Origin of the sequence: Bradyrhizobium sp. JYMT SZCCT0428 (assembly GCF_018131075.1) — a bacterium.
Taxonomy (GTDB): domain Bacteria; phylum Pseudomonadota; class Alphaproteobacteria; order Rhizobiales; family Xanthobacteraceae; genus Bradyrhizobium.
This window is the reverse complement of record NZ_JAFCLS010000012.1, coordinates 159156-184771: the sequence shown is the minus strand read 5'-3', so window position 1 is coordinate 184771 and position 25616 is coordinate 159156. Positions and strand designations below refer to the sequence as shown.

Annotated in this window: 17 protein-coding genes and 1 pseudogene; 5 read left to right on the top strand and 13 right to left on the bottom strand. The window is 62.1% G+C overall.

Going from position 1 to position 25616, the window contains the following annotated elements; genetic code table 11:
* The first annotated feature begins 90 nt into the window (after positions 1-90).
* Positions 91-2037, top strand: coding sequence for a 4-alpha-glucanotransferase (gene malQ / locus JQ575_RS14895; protein WP_212033986.1), 1947 nt, complete (start codon positions 91-93; stop codon positions 2035-2037).
* Positions 2038-2061: 24 nt separating this feature from the next.
* Complete coding sequence (locus JQ575_RS14890) at positions 2062-3861, top strand: glycoside hydrolase family 15 protein (RefSeq protein WP_212033985.1); 1800 nt, start codon at positions 2062-2064, stop codon at positions 3859-3861.
* 261 nt (positions 3862-4122) lie between these two features.
* Here the strand turns inward: JQ575_RS14890 and JQ575_RS14885 are convergent, their stop codons facing one another.
* From JQ575_RS14885 to JQ575_RS14850, 8 genes and pseudogenes are all read right to left on the bottom strand, one after another.
* Positions 4123-4926: a Cof-type HAD-IIB family hydrolase gene (locus tag JQ575_RS14885; RefSeq protein WP_212033983.1), complete on the bottom strand. Its 804-nt coding sequence runs from the start codon at positions 4924-4926 to the stop codon at positions 4123-4125.
* Positions 4923-5408, bottom strand: coding sequence for a gluconokinase (locus JQ575_RS14880; protein ID WP_212034007.1), 486 nt, complete (start codon positions 5406-5408; stop codon positions 4923-4925). Before JQ575_RS14880 ends, JQ575_RS14885 begins: the two co-directional genes overlap by 4 nt.
* A gap of 28 nt (positions 5409-5436) precedes the next feature.
* A complete protein-coding gene (gene pgl / locus JQ575_RS14875) occupies positions 5437-6189 on the bottom strand; it encodes a 6-phosphogluconolactonase (RefSeq protein ID WP_212033981.1) in 753 nt (250 codons plus the stop codon).
* Between the two features lie 2 nt (positions 6190-6191).
* Positions 6192-7703, bottom strand: coding sequence for a glucose-6-phosphate dehydrogenase (gene zwf, locus JQ575_RS14870; RefSeq protein ID WP_212033979.1), 1512 nt, complete (start codon positions 7701-7703; stop codon positions 6192-6194).
* Between the two features lie 5 nt (positions 7704-7708).
* Complete coding sequence (gene gnd, locus JQ575_RS14865) at positions 7709-8704, bottom strand: phosphogluconate dehydrogenase (NAD(+)-dependent, decarboxylating) (protein ID WP_212033977.1); 996 nt, start codon at positions 8702-8704, stop codon at positions 7709-7711.
* Positions 8705-8733: 29 nt separating this feature from the next.
* Positions 8734-11580 (bottom strand): bifunctional transaldolase/phosoglucose isomerase, encoded by a 2847-nt coding sequence (locus JQ575_RS14860; protein WP_212033975.1) that lies wholly within the window; start codon positions 11578-11580, stop codon positions 8734-8736.
* A 270-nt stretch (positions 11581-11850) separates the two neighbouring features.
* Positions 11851-12300: a DsrE family protein gene (locus JQ575_RS14855; RefSeq protein WP_212033973.1), complete on the bottom strand. Its 450-nt coding sequence runs from the start codon at positions 12298-12300 to the stop codon at positions 11851-11853.
* Positions 12301-12331: 31 nt separating this feature from the next.
* Positions 12332-12942 (bottom strand): annotated as a pseudogene (locus JQ575_RS14850) (hypothetical protein).
* Between the two features lie 951 nt (positions 12943-13893).
* Here JQ575_RS14850 and JQ575_RS14845 point away from each other — a divergent pair.
* From JQ575_RS14845 to JQ575_RS14835, 3 genes are read left to right on the top strand one after another with little or no spacing between them, the layout of a single operon-like run.
* A complete protein-coding gene (locus JQ575_RS14845; protein WP_192740101.1) occupies positions 13894-15837 on the top strand; it encodes a PrkA family serine protein kinase in 1944 nt (647 codons plus the stop codon).
* A 21-nt stretch (positions 15838-15858) separates the two neighbouring features.
* Positions 15859-17130, top strand: a complete 1272-nt coding sequence (locus JQ575_RS14840; protein ID WP_212034006.1) for a YeaH/YhbH family protein — start codon at positions 15859-15861, stop codon at positions 17128-17130.
* Complete coding sequence (locus JQ575_RS14835; protein WP_212033971.1) at positions 17127-18665, top strand: SpoVR family protein; 1539 nt, start codon at positions 17127-17129, stop codon at positions 18663-18665. The genes JQ575_RS14840 and JQ575_RS14835 overlap by 4 nt, the downstream gene beginning before the upstream one ends.
* Before the next feature lie 34 nt (positions 18666-18699).
* Here JQ575_RS14835 and JQ575_RS14830 read toward each other — a convergent pair whose 3' ends face one another.
* The 5 genes from JQ575_RS14830 to JQ575_RS14810 all read right to left on the bottom strand — a co-directional run bounded on the left by JQ575_RS14830 (position 18700) and on the right by JQ575_RS14810 (position 25418).
* On the bottom strand, positions 18700-19104 hold the full coding sequence (locus JQ575_RS14830; RefSeq protein ID WP_212033970.1) for a hypothetical protein: 405 nt from the start codon (positions 19102-19104) through the stop codon (positions 18700-18702).
* Between the two features lie 442 nt (positions 19105-19546).
* Complete coding sequence (locus tag JQ575_RS14825) at positions 19547-20359, bottom strand: DUF4344 domain-containing metallopeptidase (protein WP_249166654.1); 813 nt, start codon at positions 20357-20359, stop codon at positions 19547-19549.
* Positions 20360-20645: 286 nt separating this feature from the next.
* On the bottom strand, positions 20646-21701 hold the full coding sequence (locus JQ575_RS14820) for a 2-oxoacid:ferredoxin oxidoreductase subunit beta (protein ID WP_211997397.1): 1056 nt from the start codon (positions 21699-21701) through the stop codon (positions 20646-20648).
* 97 nt (positions 21702-21798) lie between these two features.
* Entirely contained in the window at positions 21799-23649 is a 1851-nt protein-coding gene (locus tag JQ575_RS14815; RefSeq protein ID WP_212033967.1) for a 2-oxoacid:acceptor oxidoreductase subunit alpha, read from the bottom strand.
* A complete protein-coding gene (locus tag JQ575_RS14810; RefSeq protein WP_212033965.1) occupies positions 23619-25418 on the bottom strand; it encodes an FAD-dependent oxidoreductase in 1800 nt (599 codons plus the stop codon). The genes JQ575_RS14815 and JQ575_RS14810 overlap by 31 nt, the downstream gene beginning before the upstream one ends.
* Between the last annotated feature and the right edge of the window lie 198 nt (positions 25419-25616).

Here is a 25616-nt window from a genome sequence, read left to right as displayed (position 1 = left end):
GGGCTGAGCGTTAGACACCGTCTATCCCCTTCCTGTATTTGGACAATTTCGCGACGCCTCTGAGACGTTTGCGTGCAAACCGCGTGCCGAATGGACCTTTTCGCTCAAGCTGCCAGCCAGGGAATCCAGACCGAATTCGTGGACGGTCAGGGTCACCGCCGTGTGACGGACGCGGCCGCCCTCAAGATTATCCTCGATGCCTTGCCGCCGCAGACCCCGGGCCCGTTCATCGGCGGGCCGGTCGTGGTGCGGTCGGGGCTGCCTGCGCGGACCGAGATTTCGGCCGCCGCAAGGCTTCCGGTTCGATGGAAAATCGTGGCCGATCACAAGGTTATCGCGGAGGGCGAGGCCGTCGATCGCGTCATTGCCTGGCCGCTCGATCTGCCGCTGGGCGTCCATCGGCTGCAACTGACCGATGCCGAATCCACCACCGAAGACGTGCCGCTGCTATCGGCGCCGCCAAGGGCTTTTGGCGGCGATTTCGACCGCTGCTGGCTGCTCGCGGTCCAGCTTTACGGGGTCCGCTCGGCGCGCAACTGGGGGATCGGCGATTTCACCGATCTCAAGGGGCTGATCGAACTCGCGAACCATCTGGGCGCCGATGGCGTCGGCCTCAATCCGCTGCATGCCCTGTTCGACGATCGTCCCGGCGATTGCAGTCCGTATTCGCCGAACAGCCGGCTGTTTCTCAACGCGCTCTATGTCGATGTCGAGAACATCCCGGAATTCCGCATCGGCGCCGAGACAAGGGATGCGCTGGCGCGGGTCAGAGAAGGCGAAATGATCGACTATGTTGCTGTCGCCGGATTGAAATGGCGCGCACTGCGATCGGCATTCGCCGCCTTCGAAGCCGATGCGACACAACGGCGCAGGCAGGAATTTGAAAAATTTCGGGCCGAGCGCGGGTCATTGTTGTCGCACTTCGCCTGCTTCGAGACGCTCCGGCACAAATTCAAAAAGCCGTGGTGGGAATGGCCGGACGAATGGCGGCAACCGGACGACGCCAAATGCGCTGAACTGCGCAAGGGCCCGGACGCGGCCGAAATCGCGTTTGTCGAATTCGTGCAATGGACGGCCGACCGGCAATTGGCGGCTGCGAAAGACCGCGCGCTTGAGCTCGGCATGAGAGTCGGGCTCTATCTCGACGTCGCCGTCGGCGTGCAGGCCGACGGTTTCGATGCATGGAACGAACAGGTCGCGATCTCGCGGCATCTCGGCGTCGGCGCGCCGCCCGATCCGCTCAACACCGCCGGCCAGAGCTGGGGCCTTGCCGGCTTCAACGCGACCGGGCTGGAGCTGAAATCGTTCGCGCCCTATCGCGAAATGCTGCGCGCCTCGATGCGGCACGCCGGCGCGATCCGGCTCGACCACGTATTGGGCTTGAAGCGGCTTTATCTGGTGCCGCAAGGCTTCAGCGCCGCCGACGGCGTCTATGTGCCGATGCCGTTCGAGGCGTTATTGGCCGCAACCGCGCAGGAAAGCATCGCGCAGCGCTGCGTCGTGATCGGCGAAGACCTCGGCACCGTGCCGGAAGGTTTTCGCGACCAGATTGCCGGGTGGGGCATCTGGTCCTATCTGGTGATGATGTTCGAGCGCGAGGACCACGGTCCGTTCAAAAGCCTCGATCACTACCTCGCCAACGCGCTCGTCACCTTCAACACCCACGATCTTTCGACCTATGCCGGCTGGCGCTCGTTCGGCGACCTCAAGACCAAGCGTGCGCTCGGCATCGATCCCGGCGAGAGCGACGATGCGCGATGGCATGCGCTGGCAATGCTCGACGATGTGCTGCGCCACAACGGCATCGACAGGAACGACCTTTATTCGGTGGCAAATTTCCTCGCGCGCACGCCATCACGGCTGCTCGCGATCGCGCTGGAGGACTTTTTGGGTCTGGTGGACCAGCCCAATATTCCCGGCACGGTCGACGAACACCCGAACTGGCGTCGCCGGCTGCCGGTGCCGCTCGAGCAGATCGCGTCCACGATCGACGTTGCCGCGCTGAAGGCCGCGACACGCGAGCGGTCGCGCGGATAGGCCCGATCCAGGTGGTGGCAAGCCTTGTCGTGCAGGATAGAAGACTACGGATTGATCGGCGATTGTGAGACGGCGGCGCTGGTCGGTCGTGACGGCTCGATCGACTGGCTGTGCTGGCCGGCGTTCGATTCCGACGCCTGCTTCGCCGCGCTGCTCGGCACACATAAGCATGGCCGCTGGCTGATCGCGCCCGCAGAAGAGATCACCAACACGTCACGCCGCTACCGGGGCAACACGCTGATCCTGGAGACGCGGTTTGAAACCGCCAACGGCGTGGTCGAGCTGATCGATTTCATGCCGCCGCGCGGCAACGCGTCCGACGTGGTGCGGCTGGTGCGCGGGGTCAGCGGCCGGGTCAAGTTGCGGATGCAGTTGGTGATCCGCTTTGGTTTTGGCGCCGACATTCCCTGGGTCAGGAAAACCGAAGACGGCTCGGGACTGCTCGCGATTTGCGGGCCTGACATGACCGTGCTGCGAACGCCGGTCGCCACCCGCGGCGAGGACCTGACCACGGTGGCGGAGTTTGAGGTGGGCGAGGGCGATACCGTGCCCTTTGTCCTTACCTACGGGCCCTCGCATCTGGCGGTGCCGGCGCCGATCGATCCCGCGGTCGCTTTGCAGGAAACCGAAGCGTTCTGGAGCGAATGGAGCGCTCGCTGCAGCTACGAAGGCGAACATCGCGATCTCGTGATGCGCTCGCTGATCACGCTCAAAGCGCTGACCTATGCGCCGACCGGCGGCATTGTCGCGGCGCCCACCACCTCGCTGCCGGAACAGCTCGGGGGGCCGCGCAACTGGGACTATCGCTTCTGCTGGCTGCGCGATGCCACCTTTACGCTGCTGGCGCTGATGAACTCGGGCTATACCGAGGAAGCCCTCGCCTGGCACAATTGGCTGTTGCGCGCGGTGGCGGGATCGCCGGCCAACATGCAGATCATGTACGGCATCATGGGGGAGCGGCGGCTCCTGGAATGGGAGGCCGGCTGGCTTCCGGGCTATGAGGGCGCGCAGCCGGTCCGGGTCGGCAACGCCGCGCATGCGCAGCTGCAACTCGACGTCTATGGCGAGCTGATCGACGCCTTCCATCAGTGGCGAATAGCCAAGCTCGAACTCTATGAAGGAAGCTGGGCGCTGGAATGCACGGTGCTGGAGCATCTCGCCGAACAATGGGATCAGCCGGATCACGGCATCTGGGAGCGCCGCGGCGACGGCAAGCACTATGTCTCGTCCAAGGTGATGTGCTGGGTCGCCTTCGACCGTGGCATCAAGAGCGCCGAAAAATTCGGCTTCAAGGCGCCGCTGGAAAAGTGGCGGACGCTGCGCGACACCATCCATCGCGACGTCTGCGAAAAGGGTTTTGATCGCGAGCTGAACGCGTTCGTCGAATCCTACGGTTCGAAAATGCTGGATGCCAGTATCCTGTTGCTCCCCTCGGTCGGGTTCCTTGAACCAACAGACCCGCGCGTGCGTGGCACACTGGTCGCAATCGAGAAACACCTGATGCGGGATGGATTCGTGCTGCGGCATGATCCCCGTGAAGTCGAGCAGCAGCCGGCGGAAGGCGCATTCCTGGCCTGCAGCCTCTGGCTCGCCGATGCCTATGTGCTGACGGGAGAACTCGACAAGGCGCGGGCGTTATTCGAGCGCGTGGTCGCGATTGCCAATGATGTCGGCCTGTTGGCCGAGGAGTTCGACACCGGCGCTGGCCGCCAGACCGGTAATTTTCCGCAGGCGCTGACGCATATCGCGCTGATCAATACCGCCCATAACCTCAGCGCGGCGAAGCAGACGACCGAGAAGCCGGCGATGCAGCGGTCGAAGTAGCGCTATCCCTAAATCAACGTCAGGCGAGCCCTCGCACGGCTGCAGGCGGGGCTGGGTGCCTGCGTACCTCTGGATGAATACCGGCTCGCGCTTGCCGATTCACACCCGACGGGAAATGGTGTGGGATATCGACAACCCCGAAAATCGGGGCGACCAATGCAATAAAGCGGATTTGCCGAGCGAAAGCTTTGGCGACTTATGGATTTATTCTTGAGACGTGCTTGATTTCGCACTCTCACAGCGACGATACGAAACGGTCGGCTAGCCGGCCTTCAGAATCGTCTCCATCGCGCGGGCAAAGCCGTCACGTTCGTTCGTTTCAGTCACATGCGTCGCGCGCTGCTTGATGTCATCGGCCGCGTTGCCCATCGCGAACGACATGCCGCTCCTGGCAAACATCGGCAGATCGTTCTGCATGTCGCCGATGGTGGCGACGGCGTCGGTCGCAATGCCGAGCCGCTTGGCGATATTCTCGACGAACGTGCCCTTGTCGTGGCCCGCGGGGGTGACATCGAGGTAATAGGTCTGCGACCTGACCGCGGTGGCCTCTGCGCCCACCGCCCGCTGCATTGCCGCTTCGCAGCGCGCCAGCAGCGCCGCGTCGGAACTGGCGCCGACGATCTTGCAGGCCTCTGGCAAATGCGGCGTGAAATCCGCGATGATGGTCGGATCGGCCTTGATCGCCCGCTTCTCGTGCGGAACGTATTCGCCGTCGGGATTGCGGGTGTACCAGCGCTCGTTGCTGAACAGCCAGATATCGACGGCGAATTCATTGAGCACATCGAGGCTGCGCTGTGCCACCGCGGGCGCGATCAGATGCTGTTCAATCGGTTGCAACTTCGCATTGACGATCGAACTGCCGTTGAAGGCACCGACCGGCAGCGTGATTGCAAGCGGTTCGATCAGAAAGCCCATGCCGATGGTCGGGCGGCTGGATACGATGGTGAAGCCGATGCCGGCGGCGTGCAGCGCCCGCACGGCGTTCCTTGCGTCGTCGGTGAGGATCTTGTCCTTGGTCAACAGCGTGCCATCGACATCGGAAACGACAAGTGCAATGCGGCTCATGTGGGCACTTTCAATTGACGGACGATGTCGTCGACGATGGTCTCAATCGGCGCGGCAATCGACACCGTGATGGGACGTTCGCCTGGCTGCGGCGGCTCCAGCGTCCTGAACTGGCTGGCGAGCAGCCCCGGCGGCATGAAATGCCCCTTGCGGACAGCTAACCGGTCCGCGATCAGGTCCTGCGTCCCGTTCAGGAAGACGATACGGATATCATCGCGTCCATGCACGAGAATGTCGCGATAGCTGCGCTTGAGCGCCGAACAGGCGACAACAGCGCGTTGTCCGGAAGCCGAGAGGCGGTCGATCTCGTCGGCAATCGCCTGCAGCCAGGGCCAGCGGTCTTCATCCGTCAGCGGCTGGCCCGCGCTCATCTTCGCGACATTGGCGGGCGGGTGAAATTTGTCCGCATCCTCGTAGCGCCAGCCCAGCCGCGCGGCCAGCCGGTCCGCGATTGTGCTCTTGCCCGAGCCGGAGACGCCCATCACCACCAGCGCGCAGGGGCTTGTCGCATCACGCACGAAAATTCTCCGGCAATGCCGCCTGATCCACCAGCCAGATCGTCTCGCCGCTGGATCGTGCGCGGGTCGCCGGCAGGTTCTCGCCTGCGAACACGCGCGTCAAGATCGCGCGTTTGTCAGATCCTGCGACCTCGAACAGCATTTCGCGGCAGCAAGCCAGCGTCGGCAGCGTGAGCGTGATGCGCGGGACGAACGGTTCGACATTGGCTTTGTGTACGCCGACCACCCAACGCCTGACCTCGTCGAGCAAGGGATCGCCGGGAAACAGCGACGCGGTATGGCCGTCGGGCCCGACGCCCATCAGCACGAGATCGAACAGCGGCCGGCCAGGGTCGAGGTCGTCTGCGCCATAGAACGCTTTGAGTTCGCCCTCGTAAAGCGCCGCGCCGCGATCGGGATCGGTGGGGTCGGCTGTACTCGTCGGGATCGGGTGAATGTTGGATGCCGGCGCGCACCGGTCCAGAAAGGTTTTCCGTGCCACGCGCATGTTGTTGAGAGGATCATCCGCGGGCACGAAACGTTCGTCGCCGATGAACCAGTGCACGCGCTGCCACGGAATCCGGCTTCGCCAGGGGTCAGTGCCGAGCAATTGATAGAGCTGTTTCGGGCTCGATCCACCGGTCAGGCAGATCGCGACGCGGCCGGGGTTTTCCGATATCCGCGCGATGACGCGCTCGGCGGCGGCCTCGGCCATCGCGGCTGGATCGGCAACTGACGTCACATGGCGATTGTCGTTCGACATCATCTCTAACTGAGCTTGCGCCAGCTGCGGCCGTCTCGCTCCAGCAAATCGTTGGCTTCCTCCGGGCCCTCGCTGCCGGGCTCATAGACCTTGAGCCCCTTGCCGCCGGCGTTCTTCCAGGCATCGAGAAATGGCTGCACCGCCCGCCAGCCGGCCTCGACGCTGTCGGCACGCTGAAACAGGATGTTGTCGCCGATCATACAGTCGTAGATCAGGGTCTCATAGCCGGTCGATGGCTCGGCCTTGAAGTAATCCTTGTAGCGAAACTTCATCTCGACGCCGTCGATATTGATGGTCGGGCCCGGCACCTTGGTGTTGAACTGCAGCGCGATGCCTTCGGTCGGTTCGGTCGAGATGATCAGGTAATTCTGCGAGAGCCGGTCCACCGGCGTGTCGCGGAACATCGCGAACGGCGCCTGCTTGAACTTGATGGCGATCTCGGTGCGCTTGATGCCGAGCGCCTTGCCGGTGCGCAGGTAAAAGGGAACGCCGGCCCAGCGCCAATTGTCGATGGTCAGTTTCAGCGCGGCATAGGTTTCCGTGGTGCTGGCAGGCTTGACGTCGGCGGTCCTGCGATAGTCCTCGATCTCGGTGTCGCCGACCATCCCGGCGCGATATTGCCCGCGCACCGAATTATGCAGCGCCTCCGGCTCGCTCTGGGTCTGGATCGCGGCCAGCACGTCGGCCTTTTCCGAGCGCACCGAATGCGCGTCGAATTTCGATGGCGGCTCCATCGCGACCAGCGACAGCAGTTGAAACAGATGGTTCGGCACCATGTCGCGCAACGCGCCGGTCGCATCATAGAAGCTGCCACGATGGCCGACGCCGAGTTTTTCATCGACCGTGATCTGGATGTGGTCGATATGGTTGCGGTTCCAGATCGGCTCGAACATGCCGTTGGCAAAGCGCAGCACCAGGATGTTCTGGACGGTCTCCTTGCCGAGATAATGATCGATCCGGTAGATCTGATGCTCTTCGACCAGCTTCAGGAGTTCGCTGTTGAGCTCTCTTGCCGATGCCAGATCGGTACCGAACGGCTTTTCGACCACCAGCCGCCGCCATGTGCCGTTCTCGACCAGCATGCCGGTGCGGCCGAGTTCGCGGCTGATCGGCAGGAAGGCGCTCGGCGGCGTCGCGAGATAGAACAGGCGATTGCCTTGGGTGTTTCGCGCGGCTTCCAATTTGTCGAGCTGCTCGCTCATGGCGTCGAACGAGGCGGGCTCTCTCGGATCGGCCTCGATGCAGGTGACGCATGCGAGCAGGCGCATCGCGATCTCCTCGTCCACCTGGCGCGTGGCGAATTGCTGCAGCCCTTTCATCAGGCTGTCGCGCAAGCCGTCGCTCGTCATGCCCTTGCGGGCAATGCCGACGACGCAGAATTTTTCCGGCAGCAGATCGGCCGCCGCCAGATTATAGAGGGCAGGGATCACCAGCCGATGCGCGAGGTCGCCGGTGACGCCAAAGATGACGAAGGAGCAGGGATCGGGTTTCGTCTGTGCCAGTTTTCCGACCGCCATGGGCGTTAAGCCTTCGAGCCCGGCTTCTTCGGCGGCTCCTTGTGACCGCCGAAGCCTGCGCGCATCGCGGAAAGGATCTTCTCCGCGAATGTGTGATCCTTGCGCGAACGGAAGCGGGCATAGAGCGCCGCCGTCAGCACCTCGGCCGGCACCGCCTCGTCGATCGCGGCATTGACGGTCCAGCGGCCCTCGCCGGAATCCTCGACATGGCCGGAATAATTATCCAGCGTCTGGTTCTCGGCGAGCGCCGACGAAGTGAGATCGAGCAGCCAGGAAGGGATCACGCTGCCGCGCCGCCATACCTCGGCGATATCGGCAATGTCGAGATCAAAACGATGCTCCGCCGGCAAGGCCTCGATATTGGCGTTCTTCAGGATATCAAAACCCTCGGCATAGGCCTGCATCAGCCCATACTCGATGCCGTTATGGATCATCTTGACGAAATGCCCGGCGCCGCTGGGGCCGGCATGGATATAGCCCTGCTCAATGCGGGGGTCGCGGCCGTCGCGGCCGCCGGTGCGCGGGATGTCGCCGATCCCCGGCGCCAGCGTCTTGAAGATCGGATCGAGCCGGTCGACCACGGCCTTGTCGCCGCCGATCATCATGCAATAGCCGCGCTCGATGCCCCAGACGCCGCCGCTGGTGCCGACGTCGACATAATGCAGTCCGCGCTCCCTGAGCACTTTGCCGCGGCGAACGTCGTCCTGCCAGAATGTGTTGCCGCCGTCGATGATGACGTCACCGGGCTCCATCAGTTTGGCGAGTGCTTCGATGGTGGCCTCGGTGATCTTGCCGGCCGGCAGCATCACCCAGGCGGTGCGCGGCTTCTCCAGCTTCGCGACGAACGCTTCCAGCGTCTCGGCGCCAGCAGCGCCTTCGGCGGCCAGCGCGGCAACGGCTTTGGCGTCCTTGTCGTAGACCACCGACGTGTGGCCGTTCCTCATCAGCCGCCGCACGATGTTGCCGCCCATCCGGCCGAGGCCGATCATGCCAAGCTGCATGCCAATACTTCCCTTATTGCGCGCTCTCTCTAGTTGAGCGCTTCCGATATCGCGGCATCCAGCGCGGCAAGCGCCGGCTTGAGGTCGCCCTTGAGATGAACCCGCAATGCGCGCCGGCCGCGTTCGGTCAGCACGTCGAAATCGCCGCGCGCCTGGGCCGCCTTGACGACGCCAAAACTCGCCTTCTGGCCGGGCACGGCCAGGTCCTTGGCGTCGTCAGCGGTGATCTGCAGGAACACGCCGCTGTCGGGCCCGCCCTTGTAGGCCTGGCCGGTCGAATGCAGGAAGCGCGGTCCGAATTCGGCGCAGGTCGCGACATGCCTGACGTCACGCACCGCCAGCCGCATCTTCTGCAGCATGTCGATCGATCCGCCTTCGCGCGCGATATAGGCCAGCAGTGCAAAATAGTCGCCGCTGCCGGGACGCGAGAGGTGCGCCTTGATCCAGGATTCCAACGTGCCATTGGCGCCGGCCTTGCGCAGCGCGGCGGCATTGGCTTCGTCGGTGTAGATGTCGGCTTCGGCGGTGGCGACCACCGGCTGTTCAGCCGGCAGTGCGCCGGTCTTCTCGAACGCCGCGGTCAGTTCGCGCGTCTTGATCTTGGCCGCCTCGACATCAGGCTGGTTGAACGGGTTGATGCCGAGGACGGCGCCGGCCACTGCGGTCGCCATCTCGAAGCGGAAGAACTCCTGGCCGATATGGTTGATCGATTTCATCACGATGCGGACCACCGGATGCCCGGCGGCCTCGAGGGCGGAAAGCTTGTCGTCGTGCGCCGAATCGGCTTCGCCCTCGGTCCGGATATCGATGAAGAAGCGGTCGTCGCCGTAGATCGCGGGATCGGCCAGCGGTTCGCCGTCGATCGGGATCAGGCCCTTGCCGTCCTTGCCGGTGGACTCCGCGATCAATTGCTCGGCCCAGGCGCCGAAATCGGCGATCTTCGTCGACGAGGATATTGTCACCTTGTCGCGGCCTTCGAGCCCGGCTAGGCCGAGCGCAAGCCCAAGCTGTACGCCGGGGTTTTCGTGCGGCGGCACGTCGGCGCCGCAGGAGCGCACCATCGCCAGCGTGTGCTTGATCAGGCTTTTGACATCGATGCCGGCGGCAGCCGCCGGCACCAGCCCGAACGGCGACAGCACCGAGTAACGTCCGCCGATCGATGGATCGCCGTAGAAAATGCGCGCGAAGCCCTGCTTGGTCGCGACCTTCTCCAGCGACGAGCCGGGGTCGGTCACCGCGATGAAGCGATGGCCCGCCTTGTCAGCGCCGATGGTCCTGGAAACGCGATCGAAGAAATAATCCTTCATCGCATTCGGCTCGGTAGTGCCGCCGGATTTGCTGGAGACGATGAACAGGGTTTTTGCCAGGTCGACCTTCTTCTCCATCGCGCGCACCTGCGCGGGGTCGGTGGAGTCGAGCACGTGCAGTTTCGGGAAGCCCGATTTCTTAGGGAAGGTTTCCGCCAGCACTTCCGGACCAAGGCTCGATCCGCCCATGCCGAGCACGACGGCGTCCGAAAAGTTCTGCCCCTTCACGCGCCTGGCAAAATCCTCGTAATCGGCGACATCTGCTGCAGCCGGACTGTTCAACCAGCCCAACCACTTATTCTCGTCGTCATTGCTCCAGACCGATTTGTCCTTGTGCCAGAGCCGTCGGATTTTGGCTGACGCCCGCCAGTCCTCGGTGCTCTTCTCCACGGCTTTCTTGATGCCGTCGCCGAGCACGAGGTGCTGCTTGTCGATTCCGCCGCCAAGCGAAGCCGCGCGCTTGTGCGCGACGGCACCGTAGAGCTTGTCGGCGGCATCGGCGAATTGCTTGACGCCATCCTTGACCAGCTCGGTGGTGATCGCATCGAGCGAGATGCCGGATTTTTCCAGCTCTTCCAGCACGCGGCGCGCGTCCTCGATATTTTCCTCGAGGCTGTCGCGCGGCGTGCCGTGATCGCGGAACGCGTCGAGTGTCGCCGGCGGCACCGTGTTGATGGTGTTGGGGCCGATCAGTTCCTCGACATAGAGCACGTCGCTGTAGTCCTTGTTCTTGGTGCCGGTCGAAGCCCACAACAGCCGCTGTGGCTTTGCGCCCTTGGCCTTGAGCTTGTCCCAGCGTGCGCCCGAGAACAGGCCCTTGTAGTCCTGATAGGCCATCTTGGCGTTCGCGATCGCGACCTTGCCCTTGAGCGCGCTCAGGCGCTCCTTTTCGCTGGGGTCGTTGGCCCTTGCGATCTTGTCGTCGAGCTGCTTGTCGACGGCGCTGTCGATCCGGCTGACGAAGAAGCTGGCGACACTGGCCACACGCGAGGGATCGCCACCGCCGGCGACGAGTTTCTCCAGCCCGTCGAGATAGGCTTCCGCCACCTGGCGATAGACCTTTTGCGAGAACAATAGCGTGATGTTGATGCTGATGCCTTCACCGATCAGATGTTCGATCGCAGGCAGGCCTTCCGGCGTCGCCGGCACCTTCACCATCAAATTCTTGCGCTTGACGTCCTTCCACAGCCGCTCGGCCTCGGCGATGGTGCCTTTGGTGTCCATCGCCAGATAGGGCGAGACCTCGAGGCTGACGAAACCGTCCTCGCCCTTCAACTGGTCGTACACCGGTCGCAACACGTCAGCGGCGTTCTGGATGTCCTCAATGGCGACGTGTTCGAACAGGTCGGCGACCGGGCGGTCGCCCTTTTTCAGCGCCTGGCCGATCGCGCCGTCATATTCGTCCGAACTGCCGATGGCTTTCTCGAAGATCGCGGGGTTCGAGGTCACGCCTTTGACGCCGTCGGTATCGATCAAATTCTTCAGATCGCCCTTGGCGACGAAGCCTCGGGCGAGGAAATCCAGCCAGACGGCCTGACCGTGGTTTTCGAGTGCTTTGACGGGATTCATGATGCCTGTTCTGTCCGGTCGTCGGTTTTCGGGTTCCCCGGCAGCTTTCGGGTGCGAGGCGGGAATGTCAACAATTGGATGGCAAGTGGATGGCAAGTGATGGAATGGCTGCCGGTCGGATTGGGAGTATTCGGTCGGATAACGCCATTTACGTCAGTTCGATCCCCGGGACGAGCACCTGGAGGGTTGCCGAAATCCAGCACGATTTTGTGACGGGAAAGCGGACGCCGCGATCACGATCGCGGATTGCGTTAGGGTCCCAGATTGCGATCAGGGTCGCAGATAGAGATAGCCCTGCGATTGCAACTCGGCGATGCGCACCACGCCGCCCTGGTCGGCGGAAATGAAGCCGGGCAAGAGATCGGCGAGGCCGACCTTCTGGGATTTCATGGTGTTGCCGCAGACGGCGAGTTCAATTCCGCCCCTGGCGAACTGGCCGATATGCCGCGTCAGATCGGGATTGGCCGCGGAGGCGTGGAACGCGCGCAGCGCCTGGCCGTGAACGACCAGAGCGATGGTGACGTTGTCGGGCCCGCCGACGCCGTCGAGGTGGTTCTGGATGTTGCCGACGACAGAGCTGACCTTGTCGAGGTCGTTGAGGTGATAGACCACTTTCAGTTTTCTCGTCGGCGGCGCCTCGGTCGCCGCGCCGGCGCGCGAGGCAGCAAAGGCGGCGCCGAAAGCGGAAGCCGCGGCCCACAAGATGCTGCGTCGATGCATGGCGTCCTCCAATTCGATGGCCTTAAAGCTGTCACTTATGCCTGAGCGCCGCGAGTTCCTTGCGGTCGGTCACCAGCTCGGCACATTCGCGCAGATCGGTGCGATCGACCCGGAAAATCTTGTCGTCGCGCCTGCCACCAGTTCTTTTTCGGAATCGTCATCGGGCTTGTTGCGGTCCCAGATCCTGATCCGCTCCAGCTGGATGACGGCTGATTTGTCGTCCTTCATCGCGATAGCGATGCCGCCGCCGTCGCAATCGACGCCGCAGCCGAAGCGGATCTCGTTGCCTTTGTCTTCAGCGATGACGTGGTTGCAATAGCCGCTGGCGTCGAAATTGCCCGGCCGATGCCGATATTTGACGCCGATGCGGAAGGAGTAATTGGTGATCTTCTCTTCCGGCGGATTCTCGGCCGTGACCAGCAGCTTCATCGCGCTGACTTTTTGCTTGGGGTGCTGCGCCAGGTGGTTGGCGTCGTAGCGGCGCACGAAGCAGGCATAGGTCTTTTGACCGAGGGGGCCGGCGAACATCCTGTTGTCGAAGGCGGCAGCTCTTGCCTTGTCGACGTCGCCCTGGGCATGGCTGGGGCCGGCAAGCGAGGCCATCGCGGCCAGCGTGAGGGTACACAGGAAGATGCGCTTCATGATCGTCCCTAAATGCGTGACACACCGGCCGTCCGCACGGAAGCGGTGCGGTGCCAGGCGCCGCCATGGTGCGGCTTCGATCTGCTGATTGGTCGCAGGCGGCTGCGGCTGCGTTCAATTTCAGGCAGTTGGCGGGAAAACCTTACTGCAGGCGGTCGGTTGCCTAAAAATTGGGCGACGCGCCCATTCTCGCCCCATGATTTGCCCGCATTGTGCCTTGCACAATAAATCCCGGCAGGTGTCCAATTCGGACCATGACGTGGAGCACACCTGTGCCGATCGACGGCAGCGCCGGTTTCGTTTTGCGCCGCACTCAGGAGGGATCCGCGAATTGGTTGCGCCGGACTAATCCAAAAGTACTAGCGCGCGAGCCTCTTGTATCGGTTCGCCGCGCTCGGGACTTGATTACAGTCGCAATGCACGCCGCCTTGATGGCATTCGTGCCAACGAGAGCGCAAACGTCAGGCGTTGTGGTGAGCGGCATAAGCCCTGGAAACGGAATTCGCGCGTTCGGATTCCTCGAACGACACCGAACAGAGAGATGATCTACCGAGGATGACGCAGCCTGGAGTGATCTGGATCTCAGATCGTCCGTTATGGTCCGACGCGCTGAACGGACGCCGCGCGCGGCGTGCGTTAATGAATCGACAAGCATTGCGGCGGCGCGTGTTCAACCGCGCGAATTCTGCAGGTTCGTTCATCTACCTGAAAAACCAGTACTTCTCCGGATGCCGCATGTTGCACGCCGGTTACAGATTCAGTGGATTCCAGCAAATTCTTGAGCTGCCGAGTCGCTTAGCACGACTATTGCATTGCGTGAGGGAGTCAGTCGCGTGTCAGATATCACATCTGCTGTTGGTGATTCGCGATTGGATACGCAGGAGGCTTGCCGGGGCTTGGAACTTGGCCAGCGCATCCTACGTTATAGCTGAACCATGAGGAGATGAATCTATGTACAACGATTCTCTGTTCAACGCGTTTGCTCGCTCCTTCGAAGCCAGAAGTCAGAGCGACATGTCGATGGCGGACTATCTGGAATCGTGTCGAAGCGATCCGCTTAAATATGCGAATGCGGCCGAGCGGTTGCTAGCGGCAATCGGCGAACCTCAGATGATCGACACGGCCAGGGATCAACGCCTTGGCCGTATTTTTTTGAACCGCACCATGCGCACCTATCCGGCCTTTGCCGGCTTCTATGGCATGGAAGAAACCATCGAGCGCATCGTCGGGTTCTTCCGGCACGCCGCTCAAGGTCTCGAAGAGCGCAAGCAGATCCTCTATCTGCTCGGGCCCGTCGGCGGCGGCAAGTCATCGCTTGCCGAACGCCTCAAGGCGTTGATGGAAGTTCACCCCATTTATGTCTTGAAGGCCGGCGACGAACTCAGTCCCGTCTTCGAAAGTCCGCTCAGCCTGTTTGACCCGGAAACACTCGGGCCGATGCTCGAGGAAAAATACGGCATTCCGCGCCGCCGCCTCACCGGGCTGATGAGCCCGTGGTGCTACAAGCGGCTCGAATCGTTCGGCGGCGACATCTCGCAATTCCGTGTCGCCAAGATCCAGCCGTCGCGGCTGCGGCAGATCGCGGTCGCCAAGACCGAGCCGGGTGATGAAAACAACCAGGACATCTCCTCGCTGGTCGGCAAGGTCGACATCCGCAAGCTGGAAACCTTCGCCCAGAACGACCCCGACGCCTACAGCTATTCCGGCGGCTTGAACCGCGCCAACCAGGGCATCCTCGAATTCGTCGAGATGTTCAAGGCGCCGATCAAGATGCTGCATCCGCTGCTGACGGCGACGCAGGAAGGCAACTATATCGGAACCGAGAATATCGGTGCGATCCCCTTTACCGGCGTCATTCTTGCGCACTCCAACGAATCCGAGTGGCAGAGCTTCAAGACCAACAAGAACAACGAAGCCTTCATCGACCGCATCTGCGTCATCAAGGTGCCGTATTGCCTGCGCGTCACGGAAGAACAGAAGATCTACGAGAAGCTGATCCAGGGCTCCGAACTCGCCGCCGCGCCCTGCGCGCCGTCGACGCTGGAGACGCTGGCGCGCTTCTCTGTCATGTCGCGGCTGCGCCGTCACGAAAACTCCACCGTGTTTGCAAAGATGCGGGTTTATGACGGCGAAAGCCTGAAGGAGTCCGATCCCAAGGCCCGCAGCGTCCAGGAATACAAGGATGCCGCCGGCGTCGACGAAGGCATGGACGGCGTCTCGACCCGCTTCGCGTTCAAGGTGCTCGCCGCAACCTACAATCACGATACGTCGGAGGTCGGCGCGGATGCCGTTCACCTGATGTATGCGCTGGAACAGTCGATCCGTCGCGAGCAACTCCCTGATGAGACCGAGAAGCGTTACCTCGAATTCATCAAGGCCGAACTGGTGCCGCGATATGCCGAGTTCATCGGAAACGAGATTCAGAAAGCCTATCTCGAATCCTATTCGGATTATGGCCAGAACCTGTTCGACCGTTACGTGGATTACGCCGACGCCTGGATCGAAGATCAGGACTTCAAGGATCCCGACACCGGACAATTGCTCGACCGTGAATTGCTCAATCAGGAGCTGACCAAGATCGAGAAGCCTGCGGGCATCGCCAACCCGAAGGACTTCCGTAACGAGGTCGTGAAGTTCTCGCTGCGGTCGCGAGCCCAGAACGGCGGCAAGAATCCGGGCTGGACCTCTTACGAAAAGGTTCGCGAGGTGATCGAAAAGCGGATATTCTCGCAAGTGGAAGATCTGCTGCCCGTCATTTCGTTCGGCTCGAAAAAGGACGGCGAAACCGAGAAGAAGCACGACGATTTCGTCGCGCGGATGGTGGACCGCGGTTACACCGAACGGCAGGTCCGCCGGCTCGTCGAATGGTACATGCGCGTGAAGCAAGCCGGCTGAGGCGGATGCGAAGTGGTTGCTATTCACATCGTTGATCGGCGGCTGAATCCGGGCAGCAAGAGTCTCGAGAACCGTCAGCGGTTCTTGCGCCGGGCGAAGGCGCTGGTTCAGCAGGCGGTCAAGAAGACCTCGCACGACCGGGACATCAAGGATGTCCTGGAAGGCGGCGAGGTCAGCATCCCCCTGGATGGCATGGACGAGCCGCGGTTCCGCCGTGAAGGCGGCACCCGGGACATGATACTTCCTGGAAACAAGAAGTTCATCGAAGGCGACATGCTGCCGCGCTCGGGCGGCTCGGGCGGCAAGGCCGGCGGCGCGGGGGAGGGCGACAGCGAAGACGCATTCCGCTTCGTTCTCAGCCGCGAGGAATTCGTCGACCTGTTCCTGGACGATCTCGAATTGCCTGACCTCGCCAAGCGCAAGCTTGCCGAGGTGGAGAGCGAAGGAATCCGCCGCGCCGGTTATGCGACGTCGGGTTCGCCGGCGAATATTTCCATTCCCCGTACCGTGAGCCGCGCGATGGCGCGGCGGGTGGCATTGCGGCGGCCGAAGCCGGAAGAGATCGCGGCCCTTGAAGCCGAGTTGCTGATTTGCGGCGACGAGGCGCGCCGCGCCGAACTGCTGGCCGAGATCGAAGCCCTGAAAGCCAAGGCCAAGCGGATCCCGTTCATCGACCCGATCGACATCCGATACCGGCGGTTCGAGACCACGCCGAAGCCGATTGCCCAGGCCGTGATGTTCTGCCTGATGGACGTCTCGGGCTCGATGACCGAGCACATGAAAGACCTCGCCAAGCGCTTCTACACGCTGCTCTATGTCTTCCTGAAGCGGCGCTATCGCCACGTCGAGATCGTCTTCATCCGCCATACCGACCGCGCCGAAGAGGTCGACGAGGATACATTCTTCCATGGCCCGGCATCGGGCGGCACGCTGGTTTCGAGTGCGTTGCAGGAGATGCACGAGATCGTGCGTTCGCGGTTCCGCCCGGCGGACTGGAATATCTACGCCGCGCAGGCTTCCGATGGCGACAATTCCACATCCGACGGCGAGGTGGCGGGCCGGCTGCTGACCGAGAAGATTCTCCCCGTCAGCCAGTTTTTTGCCTATCTCGAGGTCGGCCAGGATGCCGGTCTGACCTTCGAGATGCCGGATTCGTCGCTATGGACGCTGTATGAGCGCCTGCGCCTCGCCGGTGCGCCGTTGTCGATGCGCAAGGTCTGCGAGCGCAGCGAAATCTTCCCGGTGTTTCACGATCTCTTCCAGCGCCGCGTAAGACAGGAGAGGGCACCATGACAGGCGAACGGCTGTTTCAGGGTGCTGATTGGGATTTCCCGACGCTGCAGCGGATCCATGACGCCTGCGAGGAGATCGCGGAGTCCGAGCTCGGGCTCAATGTCTATCCGAACCAGATCGAGGTGATCACCGCCGAGCAGATGCTGGACGCCTATTGCTCGGTCGGCATGCCCTTGTTCTACAAGCATTGGTCGTTCGGCAAGCACTTTGCCTATCAGCAGGCCTCCTACCGCAAGGGCCTGATGGGTCTGGCCTATGAGATCGTCATCAACTCGTCGCCGTGCATCTCCTATCTGATGGAGGAGAACACCGCGACCATGCAGACGCTGGTGATCGCGCACGCCGCCTTCGGCCACAATCATTTCTTCAAGAACAATTACCTGTTCAAGCAGTGGACCGACGCCGACGGCATTCTCGATTACCTCGAATTCGCCAAGACCTACGTCGCGCAGTGCGAGGATCGCCACGGCCGGCTGGCGGTCGAGCAGACGCTGGACGCGGCGCACGCGCTGATGTCGCATGGCATCAACCGCTATCCCGGCAAGAAGCTGCCCGACCTGCGCGTCGAGGAGAAACGGGCCCAGTACCGCCGCCAGCACGAAGAAAGCGTGTTCAATGATTTGTGGCGGACCATTCCGACCGGACCGGTCAAGAGCGTGGCAACGCTGAGCGCCGATCGCCGCCGCGCGCTGCTCGGCCTGCCGCAGGAAAACATCCTGTACTTCCTGGAAAAGACCGCGCCGCGCCTGGCGCCCTGGCAGCGCGAGCTGCTGCGCATCGTGCGGCACATCGCACAGTATTTTTACCCACAGAGCCAGACCAAGGTCATGAACGAGGGCACCGCGACCTACGTTCATTACCGCATCATGAACCGGCTGCACCTGCAGGGGCAGCTCTCCGACGGCAATTTCCTCGAATTCCTGTCGTCGCATACCAACGTCGTGTTCCAGCCCGACTTCGACAGTAAGTATTTCTCGGGCTTCAACCCCTACGCGCTCGGTTTTGCGATGATGCAGGACATCGAGCGCATTGTGACCAATCCCGAGGACGAGGATCGCGAATGGTTTCCGGATATCGCCGGCAAGGGCGATACGATGGGCGTGCTCCGCGATGTCTGGGCCAATTACCGCGACGAGAGCTTCATCAGCCAGTTCCTCTCACCGCGGCTGATGCGGCACTTCCGCATGTTCCACTTGCATGACGATCCGGCCGAGACCGCCGGCATCAGGGTCGATGCGATCCACGACGAGCGCGGCTATCGGCGCGTGCGCCGCGCCCTGTCACGGACATACGACGTCGGCTTCATCGATGCCAACATCGAAGTCGTCGATGTCGATCTCGCCGGTGATCGCCATCTGATGCTGCGCCACACCGTGCTGAAAGGCGCGCAGCTCAATGACACCGATGCGAAGCGCGTGCTGCAGCACCTTGCCGACCTCTGGACCTACAACGTCTCGCTGGTCGAGGTCGACGCGACCGGCAAGGTGCTGAAGGAATACGTCGCCAACCCGCGCGGGCTGGCCGCGGTGGCGTAGCTACACTCCCGGCGTTCCTTGCGATCCCGAGCGATCAGCGCCCGCGCGTCGGCAATTTCGGCAGTTTGTGCGGGTCGAATGCTGGTATGGGCTCGCTCGCCTCCGGGGCGCGCGCCTGCTCGTTGTAAATCAGCGTTCCCTCCAGGAGCAGGCCTGGAAACTGTTCCGCCGTTCCGGTGTAGGTGGCTATCTTGCCGGTGCACGTTCCCTGCAGCTTGAGCTCGAGCTCCTGATCATCGCCAAACACGGTTGGCAGCCCGCCTGTGTGTTTTCTTGTGATGACGACCGCGGTGAATCGGTCGCCGTCGACTTCGCATGACCCCTCGTAGGTCATGACGCCGTCGCGCCCCCAGATCCTGCCGTCTGCAACATGGACGATGCCAGTGCCTTGGCCTGCCGGGGTCTTGAACCATGCCGAATAAGTGCCGTCCTTGAGCACGGCGGAACCTCGTCCTTGAGCGTTCACAAGAGGTCGATCATCGGCACGACTGGCCTAAGACTCCCTTAATCGCCGCCCTCTCGGAATAGGCGGCTTTTCGTTTGCCGTAGTCTTACGGAGCAAAACTCCATTGTTCCGACTGGTTTCGTACACATCCTATCGAGATGGGCCAGCCAGTACTGGAAATCCGAGTATGCGAAAAGTGCCACGCCGAGATGCGGCTGTTGGGCAAGCTGCCCGCTATCGGGGCCAAGCCACTCATCAAGGTTTTCTGTTGCTACCAGTGCAACCGCATTGAGACGCGCACAATAAGGTCGGCTGCACCCCGCAGGCCCATTCTTGATACGTCCCGCTCTGCCGCAAGCCGGCGTTGATCTTTTCCAGCGCTGACGAGCCGGGGCACAACTCCCTGGCCGGTCGCGGTGCTCAGACGTCGAAAATCTTACTGGCGCGCAAGGAATGCGCGACGGGTACTGACGGTTCGCGCCCAGACTTCGTGAAATCTCCCGGCCAGACGCTTGTCAATGTGGGGACCGATCAGCTTTGTCATGGCAAAGTTGAGATCATCATACTCCCGCGCGCAGACTTCGGCCCGGTCCTTGGGGAGGAATTCCTTTTCGGCGATGTCGGCGAACAGTTTCTTGTCCGCACCATAGGCGACACACAAGATGTTGAACGTCCGCTGCGCCGGCGTCGAATGCTCAGCTGAAAGCGCCTGGATCGGAACGGTGACCTGCGGTCCTGGCATCTGGATCGCATGGTGATAGGCGGAGCCCAGGATCATTCTGCGGGCCTCATCCTTGCCTAGTCTGAGCATCACGTAGGCGGCGAACTGATCGGCGGCGTCTTCCTCCCGGCCGAGCACCGGTATTTGCAGCATGTTGAAAACCGCATGCGCGGTTTCGTGCAAAAACACCGCCAGACTCGAGCCCAGGACCGTATCCGCCCGGGAAACCCCGATGGGAAGATCTTGCTTCGGCGCGCTCTTCAAAATTTCCGCCAGCATTTCGTAACACACGGTGATGACTTCATCGTTGTACCAGGCGTTTGGGACGCCGTCGCAACCCGCGACCTTGAGCGTCAGCGGGTAGGGAAGGCGGATCGGACTAAGCAATTCCTGCAGGTGCTCGAGTGCACGACCCTGCTTCATTTGGTCGAGGATCGGCTGGTGCGCCGGATCCTTTGGCGGCACGTACTCGTACTTGATTTGGTTGGACTTGCTCCTGGAGGCTGCGTTTGCGTTGCTGGAGGTCAAAAAGATCGTTGCCGCCAGAATTGCGACGATCGCAGCAGGTTTATGCCACATCATACTTCTCAACTATGAATGATAAAAATCTACGGCGGCATGTGTATCGACGCGTGGTCGAGCAATCATAGCACGCCCGTCGGATTCCGTGGATCGCGAATCCGGTCGGGTTTGTTGTCAGAAGCGCGGTCGTGTTGACCGCTTGGACGCAAGCAGGCACGCTAACCGATGCCTGCCTCCGAGGCTAAGCCATATCGCAGGATGCATCGACGTTGCGACCTGACGACTGCATGCCCTACCGCAGGCTGGCGTTGATCTTGTCCAGCGCTGACGAGCCGGGGCACAATTCCTTGGCTTCCAGCGTGTTGAGCGGCGTCTCGACGGTGTCGAGATGCGTGTGCATGTCTTCGGCGTCGGGATCGACATAGAGCAAGCCGGTCACCACCTGGCCCTTGGCGGCGTGCTTCTGCAGGAAGGTCATCGCCGCCAGCCGGTCGTTGGCGTCGTAATCGGCGTCGATCTTGCGCAGCGCCAGCCTGGTGCCGTCGTGCTGCTCCACCACCTGCACCGAGCCCGGGGCATAATCGACGGTGATGGGGTCGCGGCTGGTGATGACGTCGAGGCGGTTGACCGCGTCATTATGTTCGCGGACGTAGTCAAAACTCTTGGTCGAGCCGGCGTGGTTGTTGAAGGCGATGCAGGGGCTGATGACGTCGATGAATGACGCGCCCTTGTGGCGGATGGCGGCCGCGATCAGCGGCACCAGCTGGGTCTTGTCACCGGAGAAGCTGCGCGCCACGAAGCTGGCGCCGAGCTGCAGCGCAATCGCCACCAGATCGATGGCGTTGTCGGTGTTCATCACACCCTTCTTGGATTTCGAGCCGCGGTCGGCGGTGGCCGAGAACTGGCCCTTGGTCAGGCCGTAAACGCCGTTGTTCTCGACGATATAGGTCATGTTGACGCCGCGCCGGATCGAATGGGCGAACTGGCCGAAGCCGATCGACGCGGAATCGCCGTCGCCGGAGACGCCGAGATAGATCAGGTCGCGGTTGGCGAGGTTGGCGCCGGTCAGGACCGACGGCATGCGGCCGTGCACCGAGTTGAAGCCGTGCGAATTGCCGAGGAAATAATCCGGTGTTTTCGAGGAACAGCCGATGCCGGAGATCTTGGCGACGCGATGCGGCTCGATCGACAGCTCAAAGCAGGCCTCGATGATCGAAGCGGTGATCGAGTCGTGACCGCAGCCGGCGCACAGCGTCGAAATCTTGCCCTCGTAGTCCCGATGGGTGTAGCCGAGATCGTTCTTCGGCAGGCCGGGATGGTGGAATTTCGGTTTTGCAATGTAGGTCATGACAACACCTGCAGCTCCCGGCTCGTCATGGCCGGGAAAAAGGAAGACGTGGATGCCCGGCACAAGGCCGGGCATGACGGAGAGGTCAAAGGACGGATCATGACACGGCCTTGCGGAGAGGAGTCACTTTCAGATGGTCCTGATGGTCGCCGATGGCGCTGGCGATGAAGCGCGCGGTGATCGGGGTGCCGTCATAGTGCAGGATCGGCACCAGCCGCACCGGATCGATGTCGTTCTCGTTGACGATCAACTGGCGCAGCTGGGCGTCGCGGTTCTGCTCGACCACGTACACGAAGTCATGGTCGGCAATGAAGCTGGCGAGGCTGGAGTGGAACGGGAAGGCGCGGATGCGCATGCGGTCGAGCTGGTGTCCGCGCGCCTCCAGCAGGCCGATCGCCTCGTCCATCGCCGGCGCAGTCGAGCCGAAATAGATCACGCCGTATTTGGTCGGCTTGGTGGCGTTGGCCTGCAGGGGGCGCGGCACCATGTCCTGCGCGGTCTCGAACTTGCGCACCAGCCGCTGCATGTTGTCGGCGTAAACGGCGCCTTCTTCCGAATAGCGCGCATAGCGGTCGCGCGAGGTGCCGCGGGTGAAGAACGAGCCTTTGGTCGGGTGCGTGCCGGGATAGGTGCGGTAGGGAATGCCGTCGCCGTCGACGTCGAGATAGCGGCCGAAGTCGCGGCCGGGCTCGTCGAGCATCTCTGCGGTCATCACCTTGCCACGGTCATACTGCCTGGCGTCGTCCCACTTCAGGGGACGGCAGAGCCGGTGGTTCATGCCGATGTCGAGGTCGAGCATCAGGAAGATCATGGTCTGCAGCCGCTCGGCGAGATCGAACGATTGCGCCGCGAACTCGAACGCTTCCGCCGGGTCTTCCGGGAACAACAGGATGTGCTTGGTGTCGCCGTGCGAAGCGTAGGCGCAGGCGATGATGTCGCATTGCTGGGTGCGCGTCGGCATGCCGGTCGAGGGGCCGGCGCGCTGGATGTTCATGATCACGCCGGGAATTTCGGCAAAATAGGAAAGCCCGATGAACTCCGTCATCAGCGAGACGCCGGGCCCGGAAGTCGCGGTGAAAGCGCGCGCGCCGTTCCAGGAGGCGCCGATCACCATGCCGATCGATGCAAGCTCGTCCTCGCCCTGCACGATGGCGTATTTGGCCTTGCCGGTTTCCGGGTCGTGCCGCAGCTTCTTGCAGTGGCTGGTGAAGGCTTCCGCCACCGACGACGACGGGGTGATCGGATACCAGGCGCAGACGGTGGCGCCGCCATAGACGGCGCCGAGCGCGGCCGCGCTGTTGCCTTCCATGAAGATGCGGTCGCCGACCTTGTCGGCCTTCTTCACCTGCAGCCCGATCGGGCATTTCAGGTTCTGCAGCGCCCAGTCGCGCCCGAGATGCAGGGCGTGGACGTTCGAGGAGAGAAGCTTCTCCTTGCCCTTGTATTGCTCTGATATCAATTGCTCGACGATCTTCGGGTCCATGTCGAGCAGGGCGCACATCGCGCCGAGATAGATGATGTTCTTGAACAGCTGGCGCTGGCGCGGATCGGTATAGGTCGAGTTGGTGATCGCGGTCAGCGGCACGCCGATGACGTTGATGTCGGCGCGGAATTTCGACGTCGGCATCGGCTTGGTGGAATCGTAGAACAGATAGCCGCCAGCCTCGATCGAGGCGACGTCCTTGTCCCAGGTCTGCGGGTTCATCGCCACCATCATGTCGACGCCGCCGCGGGCGCCGAGATGGCCTTCCTCGGTCACCCGCACCTCGTACCAGGTCGGCAGCCCCTGGATGTTGGAGGGGAAGATGTTGCGCGGGCTCACCGGCACGCCGTGACGCAGGATCGAGCGCGCGAACAGCTCGTTGGCGCTGGCCGAACCCGAGCCGTTGACGTTGGCGAAACGGACGACGAAGTCGTTTACGCTGCTGATCGGGCTTTGGACTGACATGTTGATCCCGCGTAAGTCATATCGATGAGGTACTTCTGCATGTCCCAGGCTCCGGTGGGACAACGCTCGGCGCAGAGTCCGCAATGCAGGCAGACGTCTTCGTCCTTCACCATGACCCGCCCGGTCTTGAGCCCGTCGGCGACATAGAGCGCCTGGTCGTGATGCGGTGAGGGCGCTTTCAGCCGTGTCCGCAGATCTTCTTCCTCGCCGTTATCCGTGAAGGTGATGCAATCCATCGGGCAGATGTCGACGCAGGCGTCGCATTCGATGCAGGCGGGCGCGCTGAAAATCGTCTGAATGTCGCAGTTCAGGCAGCGCTGCGCCTCGCCGAGCGCGAGCTTGACGTCGTAGCCGAGTTCGACCTCGGCGCGGATGTCCTTGAGCGCAATCACCTTGTCGCGGTGCGGCACCTTGTAGCGCTTGTCGGCGGAGATGTCGTTGTCGTAGCTCCACTCGTGGATGCCCATCTTCTGCGAGGAGACATTCACTTCGGGAAGCGGGCGCTCGGTGATATCCTCGCCGGAGAGCATCTTGTGGATCGACAGCGCGGCGTCATGGCCGTGCGCCACCGCCCAGATGATGTTCTTGGGGCCGAACGCCGCGTCGCCGCCGAAGAACACCTTTGGGTTGGTCGAAGCGAAAGTCTTGGCATCGACCTGCGGCATGTTCCACTTGTCGAACTCGATGCCGCAGTCGCGCTCGATCCAGGGGAAGGCGTTTTCCTGCCCGACCGCCACCAGCACATCATCGCAGGGAATGGTCTGGTCCGGTTCGCCCGCGGGCACCAGGTTGCGCCGGCCCTTGGCGTCATATTCCGCCTTCACCTTCTGGAAGGTGACGCCGATGAGCTTGCCGGCTACATGCTTGAATCCCACCGGAACCATGAAATTGAGGATCGGAATGTCCTCGTGAATGGCGTCTTCCTTTTCCCAGGGGCTCGCCTTCATTTCCTCGAAGCCGGAACGCACGATCACCTTGACGTCTTCGCCGCCGAGGCGGCGCGCGGTGCGGCAGCAATCCATCGCGGTGTTGCCGCCGCCGAGCACGATCACGCGGCGGCCGATCTTCTCGACATGGCCGAACGAAACCGAAGCCAGCCATTCAATGCCGATATGGATGTTGGCGGCGGCCTCCTTGCGGCCGGGGATGTCTAGCTCGCGGCCGCGCGGCGCGCCGGAGCCGACGAAGATCGCATCATAATTTTCAGCCATCAGCTGTTTCAGGCTGTCGATGCGATGACCGCCCTTGAACTCGATGCCGAGGCCCAGGATGTAATCGGTTTCCTCGTCGATCACCGAATCCGGCAGCCGGAACTTTGGAATCTGGCTGCGCATCATGCCGCCCGCCTTGGGATCGGCATCGAACACCGTGCAGTGATAGCCGAGCGGCGCAAGATCGCGCGCCACCGCAAGCGAAGCGGGACCGCCGCCGACCAGCGCGATGCGCTTGCCGTTCTTCGCCGATACCTTCGGCATGCGATGCTTGACGTCGTCCTTGAAGTCGGCGGCGACGCGCTTCAGCCGGCAGATCGCAACGGGTGTTTCCTCGACGCGGCCGCGTCGGCAGGCCGGCTCGCACGGGCGATCGCAGGTGCGTCCCAGAATTCCGGGAAACACATTCGATTTCCAGTTGATCATGTAGGCGTCGCTATAACGCCCCTCGGCAATCAAACGGATGTATTCGGGAACTGGCGTGTGAGCGGGGCAGGCCCATTGGCAATCAACCACTTTGTGAAAGTAGTCCGGCGCCGAGATGTCAGTCGGTTTCATTCCTACCTTTCCGCGTCAGCAATCCGAACGCGGCCTTGATGCCTGAACGCTCAGTAGGCGTTCTTGTGGTTTTTGAATTGGATCATAGGCTTATCTTATCGGAGCTTAGAGCCATTCCAGACGAGTCACAAAGGCAATTTTGCGCGATCGCCAGCTTTCAATGCAGGCACGCGTGAACGTTAATACTCGCTGATATTA

Excerpts from the sequence above, each read along its gene's own strand:
- JQ575_RS14815 (WP_212033967.1), bottom strand. The coding sequence starts at position 23,649 with ATGTCAGTCCAAAGCCCGATCAGCAGCGTAAACGACTTCGTCGTCCGT.
- JQ575_RS14810 (WP_212033965.1), bottom strand. The coding sequence starts at position 25,418 with ATGAAACCGACTGACATCTCGGCGCCGGACTACTTTCACAAAGTGGTT.
- JQ575_RS14880 (WP_212034007.1), bottom strand. The coding sequence starts at position 5,408 with ATGGGCGTCTCCGGCTCGGGCAAGAGCACAATCGCGGACCGGCTGGCC.
- JQ575_RS14855 (WP_212033973.1), bottom strand. The coding sequence starts at position 12,300 with ATGCATCGACGCAGCATCTTGTGGGCCGCGGCTTCCGCTTTCGGCGCC.
- JQ575_RS14845 (WP_192740101.1), top strand. The coding sequence starts at position 13,894 with ATGTACAACGATTCTCTGTTCAACGCGTTTGCTCGCTCCTTCGAAGCC.
- pgl (WP_212033981.1), bottom strand. The coding sequence starts at position 6,189 with ATGATGTCGAACGACAATCGCCATGTGACGTCAGTTGCCGATCCAGCC.
- zwf (WP_212033979.1), bottom strand. The coding sequence starts at position 7,703 with ATGGCGGTCGGAAAACTGGCACAGACGAAACCCGATCCCTGCTCCTTC.
- malQ (WP_212033986.1), top strand. The coding sequence starts at position 91 with ATGGACCTTTTCGCTCAAGCTGCCAGCCAGGGAATCCAGACCGAATTC.
- JQ575_RS14820 (WP_211997397.1), bottom strand. The coding sequence starts at position 21,701 with ATGACCTACATTGCAAAACCGAAATTCCACCATCCCGGCCTGCCGAAG.
- gnd (WP_212033977.1), bottom strand. The coding sequence starts at position 8,704 with ATGCAGCTTGGCATGATCGGCCTCGGCCGGATGGGCGGCAACATCGTG.
- JQ575_RS14835 (WP_212033971.1), top strand. The coding sequence starts at position 17,127 with ATGACAGGCGAACGGCTGTTTCAGGGTGCTGATTGGGATTTCCCGACG.
- JQ575_RS14860 (WP_212033975.1), bottom strand. The coding sequence starts at position 11,580 with ATGAATCCCGTCAAAGCACTCGAAAACCACGGTCAGGCCGTCTGGCTG.
- JQ575_RS14885 (WP_212033983.1), bottom strand. The coding sequence starts at position 4,926 with ATGAGCCGCATTGCACTTGTCGTTTCCGATGTCGATGGCACGCTGTTG.